At 72.7% G+C, this 22,137-nt stretch carries 20 protein-coding genes, 2 pseudogenes and 1 riboswitch; of the genes and pseudogenes, 3 read left to right on the top strand and 19 right to left on the bottom strand.

Going from position 1 to position 22,137, the window contains the following annotated elements; genetic code table 11:
• Positions 1-14: 14 nt before the first annotated feature.
• The 6 genes from tdh to Sdi02f_RS02430 form a co-directional block, all read right to left on the bottom strand.
• Entirely contained in the window at positions 15-1,043 is a 1,029-nt protein-coding gene (gene tdh, locus Sdi02f_RS02455) for an L-threonine 3-dehydrogenase (protein WP_030403742.1), read from the bottom strand.
• 190 nt (positions 1,044-1,233) lie between these two features.
• A complete protein-coding gene (locus Sdi02f_RS02450; protein ID WP_030403743.1) occupies positions 1,234-1,809 on the bottom strand; it encodes a GAF domain-containing protein in 576 nt (191 codons plus the stop codon).
• Positions 1,806-2,435 (bottom strand): GTP-binding protein, encoded by a 630-nt coding sequence (locus Sdi02f_RS02445; RefSeq protein WP_030403744.1) that lies wholly within the window; start codon positions 2,433-2,435, stop codon positions 1,806-1,808. The genes Sdi02f_RS02450 and Sdi02f_RS02445 overlap by 4 nt, the downstream gene beginning before the upstream one ends.
• Positions 2,413-2,787 carry a DUF742 domain-containing protein gene (locus tag Sdi02f_RS02440; RefSeq protein WP_030403745.1) on the bottom strand — a complete coding sequence of 125 codons (375 nt, stop codon included), beginning with the start codon at positions 2,785-2,787 and terminating at the stop codon, positions 2,413-2,415. Before Sdi02f_RS02440 ends, Sdi02f_RS02445 begins: the two co-directional genes overlap by 23 nt.
• Before the next feature lie 2 nt (positions 2,788-2,789).
• On the bottom strand, positions 2,790-3,224 hold the full coding sequence (locus Sdi02f_RS02435) for a roadblock/LC7 domain-containing protein (protein WP_030403746.1): 435 nt from the start codon (positions 3,222-3,224) through the stop codon (positions 2,790-2,792).
• 110 nt (positions 3,225-3,334) lie between these two features.
• Entirely contained in the window at positions 3,335-5,185 is a 1,851-nt protein-coding gene (locus Sdi02f_RS02430) for a sensor histidine kinase (protein ID WP_108932612.1), read from the bottom strand.
• 277 nt (positions 5,186-5,462) lie between these two features.
• Here Sdi02f_RS02430 and Sdi02f_RS02425 point away from each other — a divergent pair.
• A pseudogene (locus tag Sdi02f_RS02425) lies at positions 5,463-6,047 on the top strand (aldehyde dehydrogenase family protein); the annotation flags it as partial.
• A 25-nt stretch (positions 6,048-6,072) separates the two neighbouring features.
• Here the strand turns inward: Sdi02f_RS02425 and Sdi02f_RS02420 are convergent.
• Together Sdi02f_RS02420 and Sdi02f_RS02415 are read right to left on the bottom strand one after the other, a co-directional pair.
• A pseudogene (locus Sdi02f_RS02420) lies at positions 6,073-6,438 on the bottom strand (TetR/AcrR family transcriptional regulator); the annotation flags it as partial.
• Between the two features lie 59 nt (positions 6,439-6,497).
• Complete coding sequence (locus tag Sdi02f_RS02415) at positions 6,498-7,691, bottom strand: MBL fold metallo-hydrolase (protein WP_031086352.1); 1,194 nt, start codon at positions 7,689-7,691, stop codon at positions 6,498-6,500.
• A 148-nt stretch (positions 7,692-7,839) separates the two neighbouring features.
• On the opposite strand from Sdi02f_RS02415, the gene Sdi02f_RS02410 reads away from it, so the two are divergent.
• Positions 7,840-8,526, top strand: a complete 687-nt coding sequence (locus Sdi02f_RS02410) for a TetR family transcriptional regulator C-terminal domain-containing protein (RefSeq protein ID WP_078869598.1) — start codon at positions 7,840-7,842, stop codon at positions 8,524-8,526.
• Here the strand turns inward: Sdi02f_RS02410 and Sdi02f_RS02405 are convergent.
• Positions 8,498-9,283 carry an SGNH/GDSL hydrolase family protein gene (locus tag Sdi02f_RS02405; protein WP_030403751.1) on the bottom strand — a complete coding sequence of 262 codons (786 nt, stop codon included), beginning with the start codon at positions 9,281-9,283 and terminating at the stop codon, positions 8,498-8,500. The genes Sdi02f_RS02410 and Sdi02f_RS02405 overlap by 29 nt on opposite strands.
• A 235-nt stretch (positions 9,284-9,518) precedes the next feature.
• Positions 9,519-10,466: a M23 family metallopeptidase gene (locus tag Sdi02f_RS02400; RefSeq protein WP_031086348.1), complete on the bottom strand. Its 948-nt coding sequence runs from the start codon at positions 10,464-10,466 to the stop codon at positions 9,519-9,521.
• Between the two features lie 2 nt (positions 10,467-10,468).
• Positions 10,469-10,628: riboswitch (cyclic di-AMP (ydaO/yuaA leader) on the bottom strand.
• Positions 10,629-11,053: 425 nt separating this feature from the next.
• Here Sdi02f_RS02400 and Sdi02f_RS02395 point away from each other — a divergent pair.
• Positions 11,054-11,851: a tyrosine-protein phosphatase gene (locus tag Sdi02f_RS02395; protein WP_030403753.1), complete on the top strand. Its 798-nt coding sequence runs from the start codon at positions 11,054-11,056 to the stop codon at positions 11,849-11,851.
• Between the two features lie 36 nt (positions 11,852-11,887).
• Here Sdi02f_RS02395 and Sdi02f_RS02390 read toward each other — a convergent pair whose 3' ends face one another.
• The 9 genes from Sdi02f_RS02390 to Sdi02f_RS02350 form a co-directional block, all read right to left on the bottom strand.
• Positions 11,888-12,007 (bottom strand): DUF6126 family protein, encoded by a 120-nt coding sequence (locus Sdi02f_RS02390; protein ID WP_007389118.1) that lies wholly within the window; start codon positions 12,005-12,007, stop codon positions 11,888-11,890.
• Positions 12,004-12,618 carry a helix-turn-helix domain-containing protein gene (locus Sdi02f_RS02385; RefSeq protein WP_031086347.1) on the bottom strand — a complete coding sequence of 205 codons (615 nt, stop codon included), beginning with the start codon at positions 12,616-12,618 and terminating at the stop codon, positions 12,004-12,006. Before Sdi02f_RS02385 ends, Sdi02f_RS02390 begins: the two co-directional genes overlap by 4 nt.
• A gap of 71 nt (positions 12,619-12,689) precedes the next feature.
• Positions 12,690-14,075, bottom strand: coding sequence for an aspartate aminotransferase family protein (locus tag Sdi02f_RS02380; RefSeq protein WP_030403755.1), 1,386 nt, complete (start codon positions 14,073-14,075; stop codon positions 12,690-12,692).
• Positions 14,076-16,016, bottom strand: coding sequence for a 1-deoxy-D-xylulose-5-phosphate synthase (gene dxs, locus Sdi02f_RS02375; RefSeq protein WP_030403756.1), 1,941 nt, complete (start codon positions 16,014-16,016; stop codon positions 14,076-14,078).
• 25 nt (positions 16,017-16,041) lie between these two features.
• Positions 16,042-17,196 (bottom strand): flavodoxin-dependent (E)-4-hydroxy-3-methylbut-2-enyl-diphosphate synthase, encoded by a 1,155-nt coding sequence (ispG, locus tag Sdi02f_RS02370; protein WP_108932611.1) that lies wholly within the window; start codon positions 17,194-17,196, stop codon positions 16,042-16,044.
• Between the two features lie 4 nt (positions 17,197-17,200).
• On the bottom strand, positions 17,201-18,223 hold the full coding sequence (hpnH, locus tag Sdi02f_RS02365; protein WP_030404094.1) for an adenosyl-hopene transferase HpnH: 1,023 nt from the start codon (positions 18,221-18,223) through the stop codon (positions 17,201-17,203).
• A gap of 6 nt (positions 18,224-18,229) precedes the next feature.
• Positions 18,230-18,871 (bottom strand): phosphorylase family protein, encoded by a 642-nt coding sequence (locus Sdi02f_RS02360; RefSeq protein ID WP_030404093.1) that lies wholly within the window; start codon positions 18,869-18,871, stop codon positions 18,230-18,232.
• Positions 18,871-20,910 (bottom strand): squalene--hopene cyclase, encoded by a 2,040-nt coding sequence (gene shc / locus Sdi02f_RS02355; protein WP_053664436.1) that lies wholly within the window; start codon positions 20,908-20,910, stop codon positions 18,871-18,873. Before shc ends, Sdi02f_RS02360 begins: the two co-directional genes overlap by 1 nt.
• Before the next feature lie 116 nt (positions 20,911-21,026).
• The gene (locus tag Sdi02f_RS02350; RefSeq protein ID WP_030404091.1) at positions 21,027-22,091 is read right to left on the bottom strand and encodes a polyprenyl synthetase family protein; all 1,065 of its coding nucleotides are present in this window, start codon (positions 22,089-22,091) and stop codon (positions 21,027-21,029) included.
• Between the last annotated feature and the right edge of the window lie 46 nt (positions 22,092-22,137).

Below are 22,137 nucleotides of genomic sequence, written 5' to 3'. Positions count from 1 at the left end.
GGAAGGCAGATGACTTACGCGGTCCAGTCGAGGATGACCTTGCCGCCGCGGCCGCTCGCCGCGTCGGCGAACGCGGCCTCGAAGTCGCGGTGGGAGTACCGGCCGGTGATCACCGGGGCGAGGTCGAGGCCGCCTTCGAGCAGCACGGACATGGCGTACCAGGTCTCGAACATCTCGCGGCCGTAGATGCCCTTGACGGTGATCATGGAGGTGACGATCCGGGCCCAGTCGACCGCGAACTCCTCGGCGGGCAGGCCGAGCATGGCGATCCGGCCGCCGTGCGTCATGTTGGTGATCATGTCGCGCATGGCCTCGGGGCGGCCGGACATCTCCAGGCCGATGTCGAAGCCCTCGCGCAGGCCCAGTGCGCGCTGTCCGTCGGCGATGGTGGCGTCCGAGACGTTCAGGGCGAGGCTGACGCCGACCTTGCGGGCGAGGTCCAGCCGCTCCTCGCTCACGTCGGTGATGACGACGTTGCGGGCGCCCGCGTGCCGGGCCACGGCGGCGGCCATCAGGCCGATGGGTCCGGCGCCGGTGATGAGGACGTCCTCGCCGACCAGCGGGAAGGACAGCGCGGTGTGCACGGCGTTGCCGAACGGGTCGAAGATCGCGGCGACGTCGAGGTCGACGGGGACGCGGTGCACCCAGACGTTGCCGGCGGGCAGGGCCACGTACTCGGCGAACGCCCCGTCCCGGCCGACGCCGAGGCCGACGGTGGCGCGGCACAGGTGGCGCCGTCCGGCCAGGCAGTTGCGGCACTTGCCGCAGACCAGGTGGCCCTCGCCGCTGACGCGGTCGCCGGGCTTGACGTCGGTGACGTCACGGCCGGTGTCGACGACCTCGCCGACGAACTCGTGGCCGACGACGAGCGGCGTGCGGATGGTCTGCCGCGCCCAGCCGTCCCAGGCCCGGATGTGCAGGTCGGTGCCGCAGATGCCGGTGCGCAGCACCTTGATGAGGACGTCACCGGGTCCGACGACGGGCTCCGGGACGTCCGCGAGCCACAGCCCGGGCTCCGCCTTCTCCTTGACCAGCGCCTTCAACGCTTCGGCTCCTGACGGGGTGAGGTCCCGGCGCCGGGCACGCCGAAGCGGCCCGCGTCCGGGGAGGGGAGGGGAATCGCACAGCAATCTGCCGTACGTCACCGCCCCCGGTCCATCGAGCCTTTCTTAAACCCGCCCGCAGCTTTCCTTCACGCCGTCCGCGCGGGCCGCCGCGCAGGCCGGTCCCCGCTCACAGGGGCAGCCCGTCCTCCGCGCTGCGCTCGATCCGCCGGACCAGGTCGGCCGCCGCCGACTTGATCGTCGCCAGGCCCGCGGTCCCCCAGGTCCGGGGTCGCACGTCGGCGGCCGACACCGTGCCGAGGACCGTCCCCGTGCTGTCGATGAGCGGGGCGCCCAGGTAGGAGCGGATGCCGAAGGCGTCGACGACCGGGTTGCCCGCGAAGCGCGGGTAGTCGCGCACGTCCTCCAGGACCAGCGCCTTGCGCCGGACCACCACGTGGGGGCAGAAGCCGTGGTCACGGGGCTGGACCCGGCCGAACTCGGGGCGGCTCCCGTCCGCGCCGGTCACCGGCGCGGCGTCCGGCACCCGCAGGCCCGCGAAGAACTGCCCGCCCTCCACCAGGAAGTTGACCATGGCGTACGGCGCCTCGGCGAGGCCGGCGAGGTGGCCGGCGAACGCGTCGAGGGCCGGATCGGGGCGCTCCGCCAGGCCGAGCGAACGCAGGCGCCGTACCCGGGCGGGGGCCTCCCGGTCCTCGGGGGTGAGCAGCAGACGTCCGGCCGGGCGCGGCGGGTCGTAGCTCATGGGCGGACTCCGGCGCCGAACCCCGGGACGGGGGCCGGGGTGTGGGCGATGAGGTGGCGTACGAGGGTGAGCAGTGTCTGGACGCCGGAGCTGGAGATCCGGGCGTCGCAGCGCACGATGGGGATCTCGGGGTGGAGGTCCATGGCCGCGCGCACCTCCTCGGGGTCGTAGCGGTAGGAGCCGTCGAACTCGTTGATCGCGACGACGAAGCCGAGGCCGCGCTCCTCGAAGAAGTCGACGGCCGCGAAGGACTCCTCCAGGCGTCGGGTGTCCGCGAGGACCACCGCCCCGAGCGCGCCTTCGCACAGTTCGTCCCACATGAACCAGAACCGTTCCTGGCCGGGCGTTCCGAACAGGTACAGGACGTGTTGGGCGTCGAGGGTGAGGCGGCCGAAGTCCATGGCCACGGTCGTTTCGAGTTTGTTCTCGATTCCGTCGAGGTTGTCGGTCGCGGCGCTGACCGTGGTGAGCAGTTCCTCCGTGCTCAGCGGCGCGATCTCGCTGACGGCGCCGACGAAGGTCGTCTTGCCGACGCCGAATCCGCCCGCCACGAGGATCTTCAGGGCGGTGGGGAACGGGTCGGCGCCTTCGCCGTGGGCGTGGTCAGAGCTGTCGTCGTAGTCCATCGAGCACTGCCTCCAGAAGGGCCCGGTCCGTGGGGTGGTGGTGGAACGCGGCGGGGGGTTTGGTGGTCAGCGCGCCGCAGTCGACGAGGTCCGAGAGCAGCACCTTGGTGACCGCCACCGGAAGCCGCAGACGGGCGGCGAGTTCGGCGACCGGGAGGGGTCCGCGGCACAGGTCGAGTGCCTGGGTGTGCTCGGGCCCGAGGTAGCCGAGGGGGGTCGCCCCGGTGGCCATGACCTGGGACATCAGGTCGAGCGCGACGGTGGGCCGGGTACGGCCGTTGCTGACGGTGAAGGGGCGCACCAGCCGTCCGGCCGCGTCGTCGAGCCAGGGCCCGTCGCCGGCCGCGGCCACCGTCAAGGCCTCATCGCCGGGGGTTCGACGGCGTGCTGCCGGGGCGCGGTGACCAGGTAGGGGCGGACGCTCTTGACCAGCATCGCCATCTCGTAGCCGAGTACGGCCGCGTCGGCCTCGCGGCCGGCCAGCACGGCCAGGCAGGTGCCGGAGCCGGCGGTGGTGACGAAGAGCAGGGCCGAGTCGAGTTCGACGACGACCTGCCGCACGTCGCCGCCGTCGCCGAAGCGGACGCCGGCGCTGCGGCCGAGGGAGTACAGGCCGGAGGCCAGGGCCGCCATGTGGTCGGCGCTGTCGGGGTCGAGGCCGTGGACGGACTTCACCAGTCCGTCGGCGGACAGCAGCACCGCACTGCTCGTGTGCGGCACGCGCTGGACGAGGCCGCTCATCAGCCAGTCGAGGTCGGACACGTGGCCGGTCGGCGCATCGCTCGCCATGGTGGATCGACTCCTTGGGGTACGAAGGTCTGCGGGAGCGCGGGTCGTTCGGGTGGGGGTGGTTGCGGGGGCGGTCGTGGGGGTTGTCGTGGGGGCGGTTGCGGGGTCGGTCATTCGGCGGATGCGCCCGGGGTGCCGTGGGTCGGTGTGAGGGGTGGGGCTTCGGCGTGCTGCTGGGCCTCGGCGAGGCCGATGCCGCGCTGGAAGGCCGCCATCAGGCCGGGGTCGTGCCCGGTGTACTGCTCGGGTTCCTGGCGGGGCGCGGGACCACCGCGCAACTGGGGCGCGATGTGCTCCTGGGCCCGGCGGCGCGGCAGTTGGGGCTTGCCCATGGTGCCCCGCACCGCGCTGTGCCGCGGTACGGGCGGGGTGGCCGTGTGCTCGGCGACGGCACCCCGGTCCTCGGGCCGCACGCCGGGGACGGCCGCGGCCGGGGTGGGCCGGTTCCGGTGGGTGCCGCGCACGGGCAGCGGCACGGGCTCGCCGTCGGCCCTGCGCACCCGCACCGGCTCGGTCACCGCCGGAACGGCAACGGGCGCAGGGCCGGGTACCGGAACAGGCTCCGCAGCGGGCGCGGGGGCGGGAGCGGTCACGGGCGCGACGGGCGACGGACCGGCCGGAGCGGGTGAGTACGCGACCGCCGTCGGCACCGCGGGAGCCACGGCCCGCACCTGCTGCCGGGGCGCCGGCAGGGGCACCGGCCCGGCCACGGCGGCCTCCGTCGGCCGGGCCGCGTCCTCGGTGGGGGCGCCCGGCTCCGCGCCCAGCAGCGCCTGCGGCAGGACCAGGACGGCCTGGACCCCGCCGTAGATGTTGGTCTGCAGCCGCACGGTGATCCCGTGCCGCTTGGCGAGCTGGGAGACGACGAACAGCCCGATGCGCCCGTCCGCCAGCAGGCGGGCGACGTTGACCTGGTCGGGGTCGGCGAGCAGGGCGTTCATCCGGTCCTGCTCGCCGACGGGCATGCCGAGCCCGCGGTCCTCGACCTCGACGGCGAGGCCCGAGGTGACCAGGTTGGCGCGCATCAGCACCTGGGTCTGCGGGGCGGAGAACAGGGTGGCGTTCTCGACGAGTTCGGCCAGCAGGTGGATGACGTCGGCGACGGCGTGGCCGCGCAGGGTGCCGTCGATCGGCGGGACCAGCCGGACCCGGGAGTACTGCTCGACCTCGGCGATGGCCGAGCGCAGCACCTCGGTCATGTCGACCGGGTTGCTCCACTGGCGGCGGGAGACGGCGCCGCCGAGCACGGCGAGGTTCTCGGCGTGGCGGCGGATGCGGGTGGCGAGGTGGTCGACGTGGAAGAGGCCCTTGAGGAGGTCGGGGTCCTCGATCTCGTTCTCCAGCTCGTCCAGGATGGAGATCTCCCGGTGCACGAGGGACTGCAGGCGCCGGGCGAGGTTGACGAAGACCTCCAGCTTCTGTTCGCTGCCCGCCTGGCTGGAGAGCTGGGCGGCGCGGACCACGGCGGTGACGGCGCCGTCGTGGGCCCGGGAGAGGTCGGCGGCGAGCAGTTCGAAGTCGTCGGCGTCGTGCGGCGGCGCGCCGCGCGGGGTGCGCGGGGAGGGGGTCTCGCCCCGGCGCAACGCCTCGACGACCGCGCGCAGTTCGCCCTCCTGGCGTGCGGTGCCGCGGCGCAGGACGCCGACGCGGTCGTGCACCGACCGGGCGGCGCGGTCGGCGGCGACGGCGGCGATGACGACGGCCGCGAGGGTCACCGAGACCGCCCCGGCGAGCACGCCCCACAGGACGGGGCCGGGCCGGGCGCCGGTGGACCGGACGGTGAACAGGACGACCGCGCAGGCGCTGAGCGCGACCGCGACCGGCGGCAGGACGGCGAGCCGCAGGAGCTGGGGCCGTAGGTGCGTCTCGGTCGGCGCTGCGGTGGTACGTGGGGCCGGCCGGCCGTGCCGCCCGCCCTCGCGGCGGTCTGCGCGCGCGGCCGGTGCGCGGAGGTGAGACATCGGTGTCCTCGTACTGGTCCGTGTACTGGTGGGTCGGCCCTACGTCGCCCGACGGACACTGACAGTAGTCGCCTGCCCCTCATGTGCGGTGGGCAGTTGCCAAAGTCCCCCGGCCAACGTCCCGCTCTGGTATGAGGCCTCGTACGACAGCCCGATAAGCCGGATACGCAACCGTTCCGGAACGACGGAGAACCGGTCGGGCTCGATCAAATTCGGTCACCGAGCGTGACGTTGACGGCCAGTCGGACGCGGGCGATGTCCGCCTGCGGGTTCCGGCGACGCGCACTACGGTCCGATGACCCTGCCGGGCCAGGCCGCGACCGTGGAGCGGCATGTCACCGGGGCGGTCTCCTCGGGTGCGCGGGCCCTGCTGGGCGGGCCCGAGTCGGTCCGGGCGCCCTACGTCGCGCCCGTCGCGCTGACCGGAGTGCCCCAGGACGCGGCGGCGACGACGGAGGAGGAGACGTTCGGACCGGTCGTCGCCGTCAACGCGGTGGCCGACGTGGCCGACGTGGCCGAGGCGGTGGCCCGGGTGAACGACTCGCGGTACGCCCTGGGGGCCGCCGTGTTCTGCGGGAACCGGCGCGCCGGGGCCGCGATCGCGGCGCGACTGCGCGCGGGGGCGGTGTCGGTGAACTCGGTGCTGGGCTTCGCGGCCGTGCCGGCGCTGCCGTTCGGCGGTTCCGGGGACTCCGGGTTCGGGCGGATCCACGGCGCGCAGGGGCTGCGGGCGTTCACGTCGCTGCAGTCGACGACCGTGCAGCGGTTCGCCCCGCCGGTCGCGCTGACCTCCTTCGAGGTGCCGGCGGCCGCCCGTGCGCGGGCCGTGCGGCCGGCCCGGGCCCTGCACCTGCGGCACTGAAGCGGCCGGCCGGGCGCCGCGCGGTTCAGGCCGTGAGCAAGGGTGCCAGGCAGCGGCGGGCGAAGGCGCGGGCCTGGTCCGCGTCCTCCGTCTCGATGCAGCCGACGGGGTTGAGCAGGAAGGAGACGGCCACCCGCACCATGAGTTCGGCGACGGGCCGCGGGTCCTCGTCGGGGCGGCCCTCGGCCTGCTGGGCACGCCGCAGGTGGCCCGTCAGGTAGTCGACGGTGGCGGCCAGCGAGGAACCCCCGTGCACGGTCAGGTACGGCAGCACCACCTCGGGCTCCAGGCACAGCAGTCCGCCGAAGAGCGGATGCGCCCGGGTGTGGCCCAGGGCGACCACGAATCCCTCGACGACCCGTTCCTCCATGGTGGGCAGTGCCGCGCCCGCGGCACGCCAGGGGCTCGCCTGGGTGCCGCTCGGGTCGTCATACGTTTCCGGCCGCGGCCTTACCGCCCGCCGGCGAGGCCGAGGTCCCCCTGGCGCATCCCGGCCACGTCCTCGGCGACGCGCGGACGGTGCCACGGCTTGGCGATCGGCCCGGACACCGCCCGCCACCACGCCTCCGCCGGCAACTCCCCCGCCGGCTCGAACGGTTCGCCCGGCCGCGGGAACGCCACCGCCTGGCCGGCCTCCTCGGCCGCGTCCCGGGTCCACTCCCCCGGCTCCGCCCACGCGTGCGGCGCCAGGTTGAAGGTCCCCCAGTGGATCGGCAGCAGCGCGCCGTGGGGCTCGCCGCCCTGGAGGTCGAGGTGGGCGCGGACGCCCTCCTCGGGGGTCATGTGGATGTCCGGCCAGAACTCGGCGTACGCCCCGAGCTGGATCATCGTGGCGTCGAACGGGCCGTGCGCGGCGCCGATCTCCCGGAAGCCGTCGAAGTAGCCGGTGTCGCCGCTGTGGTAGACGCGGTGCCCCTCCCCGGCGACGACCCAGGACGCCCACAGGGTGTGCTGGGTGTTGCGCAGCCCGCGCCCGCAGAAGTGCCGGGCCGGGGTGGCGGTGAGGGTGAGGCCGCCGACGCGGGTCGACTCGTGCCAGTCCAGCTCCCGCAGCCGGCCGGCGGGAACGCCCCAGTGTTCGAGGTGGGCGCCCACGCCCAGCGGCACCGCGAAGACGGTGTCCGTGCCGGCCAGCGCCTTGATGGTCGGCATGTCCAGGTGGTCGTAGTGGTCGTGGGAGATGACGACGACGTCGACGGGGCCGAGGGCGGCCAGGGGCAGCGGGACCGCGTGCAGACGCTTGGGCCCGGCGAAGGGGAACGGGGAGCAGCGCTCGCCCCACACCGGGTCGAAGAGCACGCGCTGCCCGTCGATCTCGGCGAGCACGCTGGAGTGGCCCATCCAGGTCAGCCGCAGTCCGGTGGCGGGCGGCCGGGCGAGGTCGGCCAGGGTGGTGGCGTGCACCGGGACCGGGCCCCGCGGGGACCGGGCCAGCCGCGCCTGCTTGTCGAAGTAGATCTTGGCGAACTCCTTGGCCGACCCGGAGGGCCGGGTCCGTGCGGTACCGCCGGGGTTCTGGAAGACGCCGTCGCGGAAGTGGGGCGATCGGCGGATGCGGGCCATGCGCGCGCCACCCGGGTCCGCGCCGAAGGCCGCGGGCCGCGGCACGCTGAACCCGGGACTCGGGGAACGGAAAGCGGCCACGGTACCTCCAGGTGGAGTGCTTCAGGCGATCGTCGTGCTGGTCTCGTCCTACGCCACTCGAACGACGGATGCCGCGTCCGTGTTCCCGGCCCGGGGTGATCCGGAAGGGCGTCGTCGCACGTTGGGGCGTCTGTATAGGGTGACGGGCGTGGGGAGAGTCCGGTTGAGCGTGGCGGAGCGGCGCGAGGAGCTGCTGCGGGCGGCCGTCGAGCAGATGTCGGCGCGGGGTGTGGCGGCGCTGCGGATCGCCGACGTCGCCGCCGCGCTCGGGGTCAGCAACGCCCTGGTGCTCTATCACTTCTCGACGAAGGAGCGGCTGGTGGCCGCCGCGTTCCGGCACGCCGCCGAGGCCGATCTCGCCCATCTGCACAAGCTGCTCGCCCGCCGCACGACGGCACTGCGCCGGCTGCGGGCGGCCGTGCGGTGGTACGCGCCGACCGGCCGGGCCGAGGGCTGGCGGCTGTGGATCGAGGGCTGGGCGGCGGCGCCGCGCGAACCCGCGCTGCGGGAGGTGACGCGCGAGCTGGACCGGCAGTGGAAGGCGGCGATCGCCGCCGTCATCGCGGAGGGCGCGGCCGCCGGCGAGTTCTCCTGCGCCGAGCCCGAGGCCGCCGCGCTGCGCCTGACGGCGTTGCTGGACGGGCTGGCGGTGCAGCTCACGTCGTACGCGGGCGCGGTGTCGCGGGCCCGGGCACAGGAGTGGACGGACGAGGCACTGGCCCGCGAACTGGGCCTGGAGCGGGCGGACCTGGCGCCCCCGCGACGTCGGGGGGACGCCGCACGGACGCCGGAGACCCGCTCCCGGCTCAGGCCACCGCGGCGATCCGCGTCTTGATGTCGTCCGGCGACAGCGTTCCCTTGGCCGTCACGTGGTCGCCCGACGACTCGCCGCGCAGCCGGCGCCCGATCCACGGGACCAGGTACTCGCGCGCCCAGTGCACGTCGTCGCGGCGCACGTCCAGCGTGCCGCGCGGCGGCAGGGGCGGCCAGGGCTGGTCGGGATCGGCCGGGACGCGCAGGCCCAGGGCCTGTCCGGCACGGAGCGCCACGCGGGTGTGGCCCTCCGGCGACAGGTGCAGCCGGTCCGCGTCCCACGCCCTGCGGTCCTGGACGCCGCGGAGCGACCAGAGGTCCAGCACGGGGCAGCCGTAGCGGTCGGCGACGGCGCGGACGTGTCCGTTGTACGTGGCGATCTTGCCGCGCAGGTGCTTGAGGACGGGCACCCCGCGGGTGTCGAACCCGGTGGTCACCAGGACGGTGCCGGCCGCGGCGGTCAGCGCGGCCACCGCCCGTTCGAACCGCTCGGCGACCTCGTCGGGGTCGGTGCCGGGCCGGATGATGTCGTTGCCGCCCGCCGCGAACGAGACCAGGTCCGGCGCGAGGGCCTCGACCCGCGGGACCTGTTCCGCCACGATCTGGTCGAGGAGCCTGCCGCGCACGGCGAGGTTCGTGTACGTGAAGTCGCCCTCGGGGCGCCGGTCGGCGAGCAGGACGGCCAGTCGGTCGGCCCAGCCGACGAACGCCCCGTCGGGGCCGGGGTCGCCGACGCCCTCGGTGAAGCTGTCCCCCACCGCCACGTACGACCCGATCACTGCTCTGCTGTCACTCTTCGAATCGTCTGCCACGTCGGCCCATGATTCACCTTGGAATGTGACCTACGCGACCGTAGGAAGGGGTTGACGGGCGGTGAGAAAGGCCACGCCTAAAGTGTTCGTCAATTCCGGAATACGGCGGAGGGCGGGTCCGGCGGACACCGGGTACGCCGAAGGCCGGACCCGGGGATCGGGGTCCGGCCTTCGGGGCGCGGCGACCGCGCCGAAGCGGTCGTCAGACGGAGACGCCGTGCGAGCGCAGGAACGCGATCGGGTCGATGTCGGAGCCGTAGTCCGGCGTGGTGCGGATCTCGAAGTGCAGGTGCGGGCCGGTCACGTTGCCGGTGGCGCCCGAGAGGCCGACCTGCTGGCCCGCCGTCACCGACTGGCCGGCGGAGACGGAGAGCGAGGAGAGGTGGGCGTACTGGGCGTAGTGGCCGTCGGCGAGCTTGATGACGACCTGGTTGCCGTACGCGCCGCCCCAGCCGGCGGAGACGACGGTGCCCGCGCCGACGGCCTTGAGGGAGGTGCCGGTCGGGACGACGAAGTCGGTGCCGGTGTGGTAGCCGCTGGACCACATGCTGCCGGACTGGTGGTACGGGGTACCGACGGTGCCGCCCGCGACGGGGGAGGTGTAGCCGCTGGTGGTGCCCGCGGACTGGGTGCCGGTGTTCGAGGACTGCGAGGAGGAGGTCGTCGCGGCGTCCGCCTGCTTCTCGGCGGCGGGCTTCGCTGCGGTCTTCTCGGCGGGCTTCTCGGCGGGCTTCTGCGACGGCGCGGAGGACGGCGCCGACGACTTGGCCGCCGCGGCGCCGATCGACAGCCGGAGTCCGGGGTGGATCAGCGACGGGTCGGAACCGACGGCCTCGCGGTTGTCCGCGTAGAGCTTCTTCCAGCCGCCGTCGACGTGCTGCTCTTCGGCGATCTTCGAAAGGTAGTCACCGCTCTTCACGGTGTACGTCCGGGAATCCGAGTTCTTCTCGGAGCCGTTCGCGGCGGCCTTCTTGGCCGACGTCGGAACGGACTGCACGGACTGCTCGGAAACGGAGTGCGCGGGGGCGGCGTTGGCGGCGGCGGCACCCAGCAGCGGGAGCGCGAGCGCGGCGCCACCGGTTCCGGCGACGGCGATGGTGCGGGTCAGGCGCAGGGCCCTGGTACGGCGGTGCTTACCCTTCGCGGGCATGGCGAATTCCTCTCCGGCGCCTGCGAGGTGAGCTGTCGGGTGCGGGCTGGAGATGCCCGGCCACGTCGGAACGCGGCTTTACCCCAAGCCGTTCCGGGAACCGGAACAGGCAGTTCTACCTGTGGGTCCCCCGCTCCTGCCGTGTACGGGTGGTGGATGAGTGCGGGCTCCGGTCGGCGGCAGGATTAGGCGTCCGTCCGGATCGGTGGTGAACGTAAGGGACCGGGACGCACGGAAACAAGCGAGAGGCTCCCGCGACAGGAGTTTCCATTGATCCTTTACGGGAAAACGCGGTAACACTGCGTCGATTTCCGTCGCACCGCTTTCCTTGAATTCCCTTGGAAATCGGCCCCATTACGTGAACATGACGGACGACGCTCGGTCACGGATATGACGCTGCTCACGCGTCCCCTGCCCACCCACCGCCATTTCAGGGTCAGTTACCACTTAGGTGCCAATTCGGACAGAAGGTCCTTAACGGCACGCACTACCCCGCTCGGAACGGCTTTCCCGTACCGGTCATGCCGTATCGTCGAGTGGCACCCGCCGGCGAGCAGCGGCGGCGGGACGGAGTGGGAGGAGCCCCCGTGACGCAGCAGGTCCCGTCGACCGAACCCGAGCTGAGCGGCGTGCGCAACTTCCGGGACGTGGGCGGACTGCCGACCGTGGACGGTCGGCGGGTACGGCAGGGAGTGCTGTTCCGCAGCGGCCACCTGGCGCACGCCACCGGCGAGGACACCGCGTTCCTGGCCTCGCTGGGCCTGCACACGGTCTTCGACTTCCGCAACGCGGCCGACCAGAAGCTGGAGGGCCCCGACGTCGAGCTGCCCGGCGTGCGCAATGTGAACCTGCCGCTGAGCGACCCGGCGGACGGGGCCGAGTTCTGGAAGATGGTCCGGGACGGAGACCTCGGCCAACTGCACGGGATCCTCGGCGACGGCAAGGGCGCCCACCGGATGATCGCCTCCTACCGTTCGATCGTCACGGAGCGCACCGCGGAGCACTCCCGGATCCTGCACGCGCTCGCCGAGGACAGCGTGCCCGCGCTGATGCACTGCGCGGCCGGCAAGGACCGCGCGGGCCTGTCGATCGCGGTCACCCTGCTCGCCCTGGGCGTCGAGCGCGAGGCGATCGTCGAGGACTACCTGAAGTCCAACGCCACGCACCGCCGCTACAAGGTGCACCGCAGCAGCTCCGACGCCTCCGCCTACTCCCCCGAGGTCATGGAGCTGCTCAGCCCCCTGTTCGACGCGCGCGCCGAGTACCTGGCGGCGGCCTTCGAGACGATCGAGGAGACCTGGGGCGGCGTCGACGCCTACCTGGAGCAGGGGCTGCGGCTCACTCCGGGGACCCGGGAGCGCCTGCGCGAGCGGATGGTGGACTGAGTCACCCCTTCTTCGCGCCTTCGCGGACGGCGGGCGCTACTTGGCGCCCACCTCGAACAGCAGGTAGAGGAAGCCGCCGAAGACGTGCCCCAGGGCGATGTAGATGACCAGCCGCACCCACAGGGCGCGCGGGAACTTGTCCTCGATGGCACTCATGGCGTCTCTCCAGGGGTCGGGCCGAGGCACAGTGCGGCCGTCGGGCTCTGCAGCAGGGTGTGGACGAAGAGCAGCTCGACCCCGTCGGGGTCCTGGGCCGCGATCCGGTGGGGGGTCATGGAGTCGAAGTGGGCGCTGTCCCCCGCGGTGAGCCGGTGCTCGCTGTCCCCGAGGCGCAGCCGCAGCCGCCCCCGCAGGACGTGGAGCCACTCCTCCCCGGGGTGCACCCGCACGACGTCGCCCTGGGAGCCGTGGGGCACCTGGACCCGCAGGGCCTGCATGCCGCGGCCCGGCGCGCCCGCCCGGTAGTACGTCCAGCCGCCGGCGGCTGTGGGTTCCATGTCCGCGGCGCGCACGACGGCGTCCCGGTCGGCGGCCGTCTCGCCCAGCAGCTCGGCGACGGTCGTACCGTAGACACGGGCGAGGGCGAGCAGCATCGGCAGCGAGGGCTGGCGCTGCCCGGTCTCCAGGCGGGAGAGGTGGGCGGGCGACAGCCCCGCGGCGCGGGCCGCCGCCTCGAGGGTGAGGGCGGCCCGCCGCCGCAGCTCGCGCAGCTGGGGCGCCACGGCGGCGACCGCCCCCTCGGCGGGGCCGGTCTCGGAGGAGCTCATGCCTCCATTCAGCCCGAACTTTGCCCAACGGGCAAATTCCTTGCCTCAGAGGCAAAGACCCGCGGGACGGCTCAGCGGTTGGCCACCGCCTGCTTGACCAGGGTCTTCCCGAAGTCCCACATCAGGCCACCGCCGTGGTGCGCGTCCTCCATCACCTCCGTGAAGGCGTCCACGAACCGGTCGGCGTCGTCGGTGTCGATGATCAGCGGCGGGATCAGCTTGATCACCTCCAGGTGGTCGCCGGACACCTGGGTCAGGATCCGGTGCCGCTGCAGCAGCGGCACGACCACCATCTGCGCGAACAGTCCCTTCCGCGCGGCCTGCAGCATCGTCCAGCGGCTGCGCAGCTTCAGGGAGCTGGGCCGGCCGAACTCGATGCCGATCATCAGTCCGCGGCCCCGGACGTCGGCGAGCAGTTCGTAGCGGTCCACCAGCGCGGCCAGCCGGGACTTCAGCCGCTCCCCCACCGCGGCGGCGTTCGCCACGATCTCCTCGTTCTCCATCACGGACAGCACGGCGAGTCCGGCCGCCATGGCCTGCGCGTTGGACCCGAAGCTCGCCGAGTGGACCTGCACCCGGTCCATCGAGGAGTACACCTTCTGGAAGATCCAGTCCTTGCCCAGGGTGGCCCCCACCGGTACGTACCCGCCGGACAGTGCCTTGGCGACACAGACCAGGTCGGGTTCGGCGCCGTCGTCGTGCTGGTAGGCGTAGAACTTCCCGGTGCGGCCGAGACCCGTCTGCACCTCGTCCGCGATCAGCAGCGCCTTGTGCCGGTGCAGCAGTTCCTGCGCGGCGCGCAGGTAGCCGGGCGGGGCCTCGTGCACGCCCTTGCCCTGGACCGGCTCCACGATCAGCGCGGCCACGTCGCCCTTCTTCAGCTCCCGTGCCAGGGCCTCCAGGTCGCCGAGGGGTACGGCGGTGTCGGGCAGCAGCGGGGCGAAGCCCTTGCGGAAGCCGTCCTCGCCGTTGACGGAGAGCGAGCCGGTGGTCAGTCCGTGGAAGGCGTGCGTGCAGTAGAGGATCCGCCGTCTGCCCGTGGCGTAGCGGGCGAACTTCAGCGCGGTCTCGACGGCCTCGGTGCCGCTGTTGCCGAAGAAGACGCGGTCCAGGTGGGGGCTGTAGGAGAGCAGCTTCTCCGCCAGCAGGCCGGGCAGCGGGGGGCAGTCGAACCGGGTCAGGTCCGCGAGGGAGGCGTCGAGGACGTCGTGCAGCGCCTTGCGGACGACGGGGTGGTGGCGGCCCAGGCCCATGACCGCGAACCCGGCGAGCATGTCCAGGTAGTCGTTGCCCTCCGCGTCCCAGAAGTGCGCGCCCTCGGCCCGCTCGTAGACCTTGTCGAAGCCGATGGTGCGCAGCATGCGCGGCAACTGGTGGTTGAGGTGCCTGGCGTGCAGCTCGTACCGCTCGGCCCCGCGCTCGGCCAAGAGCGCGGCGAGGTCGAACTCCTTGGTCATTCAGTTATCTCCTTGCGCTGACATGACGTTCCGTCCGTCGCCGGACTGTTCCACCGCCGGTTCCCCGGCCGGTTCGGCGAGGGCCAGGCTCGCGCCGATCCGGCCGGCGACGTCGACCGGGGTGAGACCGATGTCCGCGAGCACCTCGGCGCGCTTGGCGTGCGCGAGGAACTGCTCGGGGATGCCGAAGCGGCGTACCGGGACGTCGACCTCGGCGTCGCCGAGCGCCAGCGCCACCGCGGAGCCGACCCCGGCGGCGCGGCTGTTGTCCTCGACGACGGCGACCAGACGGTGCCGGGCCGCGAGCGGGGCGAGCGCCGGGTCGACGGGCTTGACCCAGCGCGGGTCGACGACGGTGCAGCCGATGCCGCGGGCCTCGAGGAGTTCGGCGGCCCCGAGGCAGACGGACGCCATGACGCCCACGGCCACCAGCAGCACCTCGGGCCGGTCCGCGGCGTGCAGGACGTCCAGGCCGCCGATCCGGTCGACGGCGGGTACGGCGGGGCCGACGGACTCCTTCGGGAAGCGCAGCAGGGTCGGCGCGTCGTCCACGGCGACCGCCTCGCGCAGCTGGGCGCGCAACTGGTCGGCGTCGCGCGGCGCGGCGATGCGCAGCCCGGGGACGACCTGGAGGACGGACATGTCCCACATGCCGTTGTGCGAGGCCCCGTCGACGCCGGTGACACCGGCCCGGTCCAGGACGAAGGTGACGCCGCAGCGGTGCAGCGCCACGTCCATCAGGAGCTGGTCGAAGGCGCGGTTGAGGAAGGTGGCGTACACGGCGACCACCGGGTGCAGTCCGCCGGTGGCGAGTCCGGCGGCGGACACGGCGGCGTGCTGCTCGGCGATGCCGACGTCCCAGACGCGGTCGGGGAACCGTTCGGCGAAGGGGGCCAGTCCGACCGGGTGCAGCATGGCCGCCGTGATCGCGACCACGTCCTCGCGCTCCTCGCCGATCCGGACGATCTCCTCGCCGAAGACGGAGGTCCAGGACGGACCGCCCGCGGGGCTCAGCGGCTCGCAGGTGAGCGGGTCCATCACGCCGACCGTGTGGAAGTGGTCCTCCTCGTCGCGCAGGGCGGGTTCGTAGCCGCGGCCCTTCTCGGTGAGGCAGTGCACCAGCACCGGTCCGTGGAAGCGCTTGGCGCGGCGCAGCGCCGACTCGACGGCGCCGATGTCGTGCCCGTCGATCGGGCCGAGGTACTTCAGTCCCAGGTCCTCGAAGAGCCCCTGCGGGGCGAAGGCGTCCTTGAAGCCCTTCTTGGCGCCGTGCAGGGCCTCGTAGACGGTGTGGCCGACCAGGGGTGTGCGCTGGAGCACGTCCTTGCCCCAGGCCAGGGCCCGCTCGTAGCCGTCGGTGGTGCGCAGCGTCGCCAGGTGGTTGGCGAGGCCGCCGATGGTCGGGGCGTACGAGCGTTCGTTGTCGTTGACCACGATGATCAGCGGCCGGTCCCTGGCCGCCGCGATGTTGTTCAGCGCCTCCCAGGCCATGCCGCCGGTGAGCGCGCCGTCGCCGATGACGGCGACGACGTGGCCGCGCTCTCCCTGCACCTGGCGGGCCTTGGCGAGGCCGTCGGCCCAGCCGAGGACGGTGGAGGCGTGGCTGTTCTCGATGACGTCGTGCTCGGACTCCTCGCGCGAGGGGTAGCCGGACAGGCCGCCCTTGCTGCGCAGCTTGGAGAAGTCCTGACGTCCCGTCAGGAGTTTGTGCACGTAGCTCTGGTGGCCGGTGTCCCACAGGATGCGGTCGTCCGGCGACTCGAAGACCCGGTGCAGGGCGACGGTGAGTTCCACCACGCCGAGGTTGGGTCCGAGGTGACCGCCGGTGCGGGCGACCGCGTGCACCAGGAAGTCACGTATCTCGTCGGACAGTTCACCGAGTTCCGCCTCGGACAGCGCCTTCAGGTCGCGTGGTCCCCGGATGTTCTCCAGAATCGTCACGCTCGGGCCCCCTTCGGTCCGCGTTTCAGCTCACGGTGACGGACGGCGCCCCCGAGGCGCCGTCCTTCTCCCTCTGCTCCGCGATCCTCATCGCCTCCTCGATGAGGGTCTCCACGATCTTCGACTCGGGGACGGTCCTGACGACCTCGCCCCTGACGAAGATCTGCCCCTTGCCGTTGCCGGAGGCGACGCCGAGGTCCGCCTCGCGGGCCTCGCCGGGGCCGTTCACCACGCAGCCCATGACGGCGACGCGCAGCGGGACCTCCATGCCCTCCAGGCCGGCGGTGACCTCCTCGGCCAGCTTGTAGACGTCGACCTGGGCACGGCCGCACGACGGGCAGGACACGATCTCCAGTCGGCGTTCCCTCAGCCCCAGCGACTGGAGGATCTGGATGCCGACCTTGATCTCCTCGACCGGCGGGGCGCTGAGCGACACCCGGATCGTGTCGCCGATGCCCCGCGAGAGCAGCGCCCCGAAGGCGACGGCCGACTTGATGGTGCCCTGGAAGGCGGGCCCGGCCTCCGTCACCCCCAGGTGCAGCGGGTAGTCGCACCGGGCGGCGAGTTGCCGGTAGGCCTCGACCATCACGACCGGGTCGTTGTGCTTGACCGAGATCTTGATGTCCCGGAAGTCGTGCTCCTCGAAGAGCGACGCCTCCCACAGGGCGGACTCCGCCAGCGCCTCGGGGGTCGCCCTGCCGTACTTCTGCAGCAGGCGGCGGTCGAGGGAGCCGGCGTTCACGCCGATGCGGATGGGCGTGCCGTGGTCCTTCGCCGCCTTGGCGATCTCCTTGACCTTGTCGTCGAACTGCTTGATGTTGCCCGGGTTCACACGGACCGCCGCACAACCGGCCTCGATCGCCGCGAAGACGTACTTCGGCTGGAAGTGGATGTCCGCGATCACCGGGATCTGCGACTTCCTCGCGATCACCGGCAGCGCGTCGGCGTCGTCCTGGGTGGGACAGGCCACCCGGACGATCTGGCAGCCGGCGGCCGTCAGCTCGGCGATCTGCTGGAGCGTCGCCCCGATGTCGGACGTACGGGTGGTCGTCATGGACTGCACCGACACCGGGGCCCCGCCCCCGACCGCCACCGGCCCGACCTGGATCCGCTGCGACACGCGCCGCTCGGCGATCGGCCGGACCGGTACCTCGGGAAGCCCCAAGGGGATGGCGGTCACGACGTCACTCCCGGTTCGAGGAGACGGTCTCGCGCATGGCGCGCAGGGACTCCTTGAGCGAGCCCATGGTGGCCAGGACGGCGGTGGGCTCGTAGCCGCAGTGCGCCATGCAGTTGTCGCAGCGCGGGTCCTTGCCGCGGCCGTACTTGTCCCAGTCGGTCTTCTCGATCAGCTCCCGGTACGTCGGCACGTATCCGTCGCTCATCAGGTAGCAGGGGCGCTGCCAGCCGAAGAGGGAGTAGTTCGGGATCGCCCACGCGGTGCAGGGGAAGTCGACCTTGCCCTCGAGGAAGTCGAGGAACAGCGGGGAGTGGTTGAGCCGCCAGCGGGCGCGGTTGCCGCCGGAGAAGGCCTTCCGGAACAGCTCGCGGGTCTGCTCCACGCCCAGGAAGTGCTCCTGGTCGGGCGCCTTCTCGTAGGCGTAGGCGGGCGAGATCATCATCTCGTCGACCTTGAGGTCGTCGTTGAGGAAGTTGAGCACCTCGACGATGGTCTGCGGGGTGTCGGTGTTGAAGAAGGTCGAGTTGGTCGTGACCCGGAAGCCGCGCCGCTTGGCCTCCTTGATGGCCTCCACGGCCTCGTCGAACACGCCCTCCTTGGCCACGGACTCGTCGTGCCGCTCGCGCAGCCCGTCGATGTGCACCGCGAAGGCGAAGTACGGCGAGGGCTTGAACTTGTCCATCTTCTTGCGCATGAGCAGCGCGTTGGTGCAGAGGAAGACGTACTTCCGCTTGGCCACCAACTGCCGCACGATCTCGTCGATCTGCGGGTGCATCAGGGGTTCGCCACCGGCGATGGAGACCATCGGCGCACCCGATTCCAGCACCGCCCCCACGGCCTGCGCGACCGGCATGCGCTGCTTGAGCACACCGGCGGGGTGCTGGATCTTGCCGCACCCCTCGCACTTCAGGTTGCAGGCGAAGAGCGGCTCCAGCTCCACGATGAGCGGGAACTTGTCCCGTCGGCGAATCTTCTGTTCGGCCAGGTATGTAGCGACCTTGATGGACTGGCGCAGCGGCATGGCCATCTGGGCTCACCTCCGGGGTAGCAACAAAGAACGGTGCCATTCGAAAAATGCGGGAAGAACGGATCGGAGCACGCGGAAAGCCGATATTCCACCGCGTACGGTGCCGATCCGGACGAGTTCGTGTTCTGGAGCGTCCACGACCACCCGGACGGCCGCAACCGGGCGCGGGCCCGTCCGGACGGCGCTCAGGAGCGTGGCCGCGGACTCCATGTCCACGGCGATCGCGCCGGTCGCGAGCAGGTCGGCGCGTTCGGTGCCGCGGACGACGTGGTCCGAGCCGGTCAGCGGCCCGGTGTGGACGGTGCGCCCGGGAACGGTTCGCGCGAGTTCCTTGACGAGCCGGTCGGTCGCGACGCAGGCGACCGTGGAGCGCGGGTCCCGGGTCTCCTCGGCGACGACGAGGTCGCCCGGGTGCATGCCGGGGGCGAGTCCCGCGCAGAAGCCGGTGGCGAGCACGGCGGCGCCGCCGAGGGCCGGGTCGGCCAGGACCCGGGCGACCGAGCGCTCGGCCGCCTTGGGTCCCATGCCGGTGCGCAGGACGGTGACCGGCCCGCCCGCGCCGGCGCGGTCGCCGGTGCGCAGGGCGAGGTGCTCGATGCCGAGCGCGCAGGCGATCAGCAGCGGGGACGGGCCGGTCCGCGGGGTCATCAGGCGCCCTTCACCTCGGCCGCGGCGGACGTGGCCCGGGCGGCCCCGGCCGTCTTCTTGGCGAAGGGGTCGCCGTGGACGTACCGGCCGAGCGCGGTGAGCGGGAAGACCTGGCGGTAGAGGTGGTAGTTGATGGAGAAGTCCCACGGGAAGCCGGTGCCCGTGAAGTGGGGCTCGTCCCAGGAGCCGTCCTCGCGCTGGGTGGCCGCGAGCCACTCGACGCCGCGCCGCACGGCCGTGGACTCCCGCTCCCCAGCCGCCAGCAGGGCCATCAGCGCCCAGCCGGTCTGCGAGGCCGTCGAGGCGCCCCGCCCGCTCCACTCCCGGACGTACCGGTAGGAGCGCAGGTCCTCGCCCCAGCCGCCGTCCTCGTTCTGGACGGACTCCAGCCAGCGCACCGCGCGGCGGATGGCGGGGTGCGAGGTGGGCAGCCCGGCGGCGGTCAGGGCGGGGATCACGGACCCGGTGCCGTAGACGTAGTTGACGCCCCAGCGGCCGAACCACGAGCCGTCCGCCTCCTGCGCGTCCAGCAGCCACTGGACGCCCCGCTGGGTGCGCGGGTCGTGGGTGAGCCCCTCGACGGCGAGCATCTCCACGACGTGCGCGGTGACGTCGGCCGAGGGCGGGTCGATGACCTCGCCGAAGTCGCAGAACGGCAGCCGGTTGGGGAAGGGGCTGGTGTTGTCGACGTCGAACGCGCCCCAGGCGCCGTTCTTGGACTGCATGCCGAGGTTCCAGCGCACCCCGCGGCCGATGGCCTTCTCCACCCGCTCCGGGTCGTGGTGCCTGACCCGGCGCAGGGCGAGGACCACCTCGGCGGTGTCGTCGATGTCGGGGTAGTTGTCGTTGTGGAACTCGAACGCCCAGCCGCCGGGCGGGAGTCCGGGCCGCTTCACCGACCAGTCGCCCGGGCGCACGATCTGCTCGCCGAGCATCCAGTCGGCCGCCTTCACGAGCTGCGGGTGGTCCTCGGGGACGCCCGCGTCGGCCAGCGCGATGGTGGCCAGGCAGGTGTCCCACACCGGGGACTGGCAGGCCTCGATCATCCGGGCCCCGTCCTCGCGCCACACGGCGAACCGGTCCAGGGACTCCAGGCCCGCGCGCATCACCGGGTGTTCGAGGTCGTAGCCGAGCAGGTAGAGGGCGATGACCGAGTAGACGGCCGGGGGCTGGATGCCGCCCCAGCAGCCGTCGTTCTCCTGCCGCTCGATGATCCAGCGGGCGGCGGTGTTCATCGCGGCCTTCCGCAGCCGGCGCGGTGCGACCCTGCGGTAGGCGTGCAGGGCCTTGTCGATGCGCTGGAAGGCACCGTCCCAGCTCGCCGCCGGTGCCAGCGGGCGCGGCGGGTTGGGCCGGGCCGGGTCGGTGTGCAGCTCGTCCAGCGGGAACGGCGCGGGACGCACCGGACGCTTCGCGGAGACGACGGTGAGCGGCACGATGGTCTGCCGGGCCCAGCAGCCGAAGTCGTAGATGTTGAGCGGGACCCAGGTCGGGAAGTAGATGAGCTCCGGCGGGAGTTCGGGCAGGTCCTCCCACTTCCACCAGCCGAACAGGGCCAGCCAGATCCGGGTGAAGACCCGGGAGGAGGCGATGCCCCCGCGGGAGCGGATCCACTCCGACGCCCTCGCCATGTGCGGGGCGTCCGGCGCGTCGCCGGCCAGGCGGAGGGCGACGTAGGCCTCGATCGTGGTGGACAGCTCACCGGGGCCGCCGTAGAAGGTGGCCCAGGTGCCGTCCTCGCGCTGCTCGCCGCGGATGAACAGGGCGGCGGCGCGGGTGGTCTCCTCGTCCTGGATGCCCAGGAACTGACGCAGGAGCAGGTCCTCGGCGTCCATCGTGACGTTCGTCTCGAGGTCGCCCTTCCACCAGCCCTCGGCGTCCTGCTGGGCGAGCAGGAAGTCGGTGGCACGCCGGGTGGCGCGGGCGGCGGCTTCTGGTACCCCGGCCGCCGCGGCGGGGATCGTGCTGTCGGTGTCGCTGGCCGAGGCTGCCAGGGGCCGCAGGGAGGCCCCGGTGCTTCCGTCGGTCGTCGCTGTCATGGCTTCCCCTTCGTGCAGTGTGCATGTGGTGCGTCTGCTGGGTCCGCCGTCGGCCGGTGCTCGTGTCTCCACGGCACCGGCCGGCGACTACGCGAGGGCTATTCGACCGATAATGATCATCTCTTTCGTACGACGACGAAGTCCGCGAGCGCCGTGAACCGGTCCCGCACCCGGTCGGGCATGTCGACGGCGTCGAGGGCTTCGATGGCGATGGTGTGCTGGCGACGCGCCTCGTCGGCGGTCCACTCCCGCCCGCCCGCTTCCTCGATGAGGGCGGCACGGGCCGCGAACTCCTCCTCGGAGAAGTTCGCGAAGTCACTGGCCTTGGCGTCGGCGGCGAGGATCTCGCCGAGCCGCTCGGAGGCGGGCCCGCCGGCCGCGAGGGCCGCGACGACCGGCAGCGACTTCTTGCGCTGGCGCAGGTCGCTCCAGGTCTGCTTGCCGGTGGAGTCCGGGTCGCCCCAGATGCCCAGCAGGTCGTCGACGGCCTGGAAGGCGAGGCCCAGGTGGTAGCCGTACTTCTCGAGCGTGTCGGCGGTGTGCTCGTCGGCGCCGCCGAGCACCGCGCCGACGGAGCTGGCGCAGGCGAGCAGGGCGCCGGTCTTGTTGCCCTCCATCTCCAGGCACTCCTCGACGCTGACGCGGTCGCGGTGCTCGTAGGAGATGTCCTGGGCCTGACCGTCGATCAGGGACCGGCTGGCCTTGGTCAGCCGGCGGGTGGCACGGCCGGCCTCGACGCTGCCCAGCTCCAGCAGCACCTCGTTGGCCAGCGCGAACAGGGCGTCGCCGACCAGGATGGCCTGGGCGGGGCCGTGCACCTTCCAGACGGTGTCGCGGTGGCGGCGCTGCTCGTCGCCGTCCATCAGGTCGTCGTGCAGGAGGGAGAAGTTGTGCACCAGCTCCACGGCCACCGCGCCGGGCACGCCCACCTCGGGCGCGGCGCCGGTGACCTCGGCGGAGAGCACGGCGAGCGCGGGACGTACGGCCTTGCCGCCGTCGCCGTCCGCGGGGTTGCCCTGGGCGTCGATCCAGCCGAAGTGGTAGGCGGCGACGGTGTCCATGGGAGGGGCCAGTCGGTCGACCGCCGCCCGCAGGACCGGCGTGGCCAGGGTCCGGCCGCGCTCCAGAAGCGCGGTCACGTCCACCGTGGTCCGTCGATCGGCCGTCGGGGCCGGGGGCACAGTGGGCACAGTCTTTCCTCCAGTTGCGGTGCCGGGAGTGCGGGAG

Origin of the sequence: Streptomyces ardesiacus (assembly GCF_003112575.1) — a bacterium.
GTDB classification, from domain to species: domain Bacteria; phylum Actinomycetota; class Actinomycetes; order Streptomycetales; family Streptomycetaceae; genus Streptomyces; species Streptomyces ardesiacus.
This window is presented reverse-complemented; position numbering and strand designations above follow the sequence as displayed.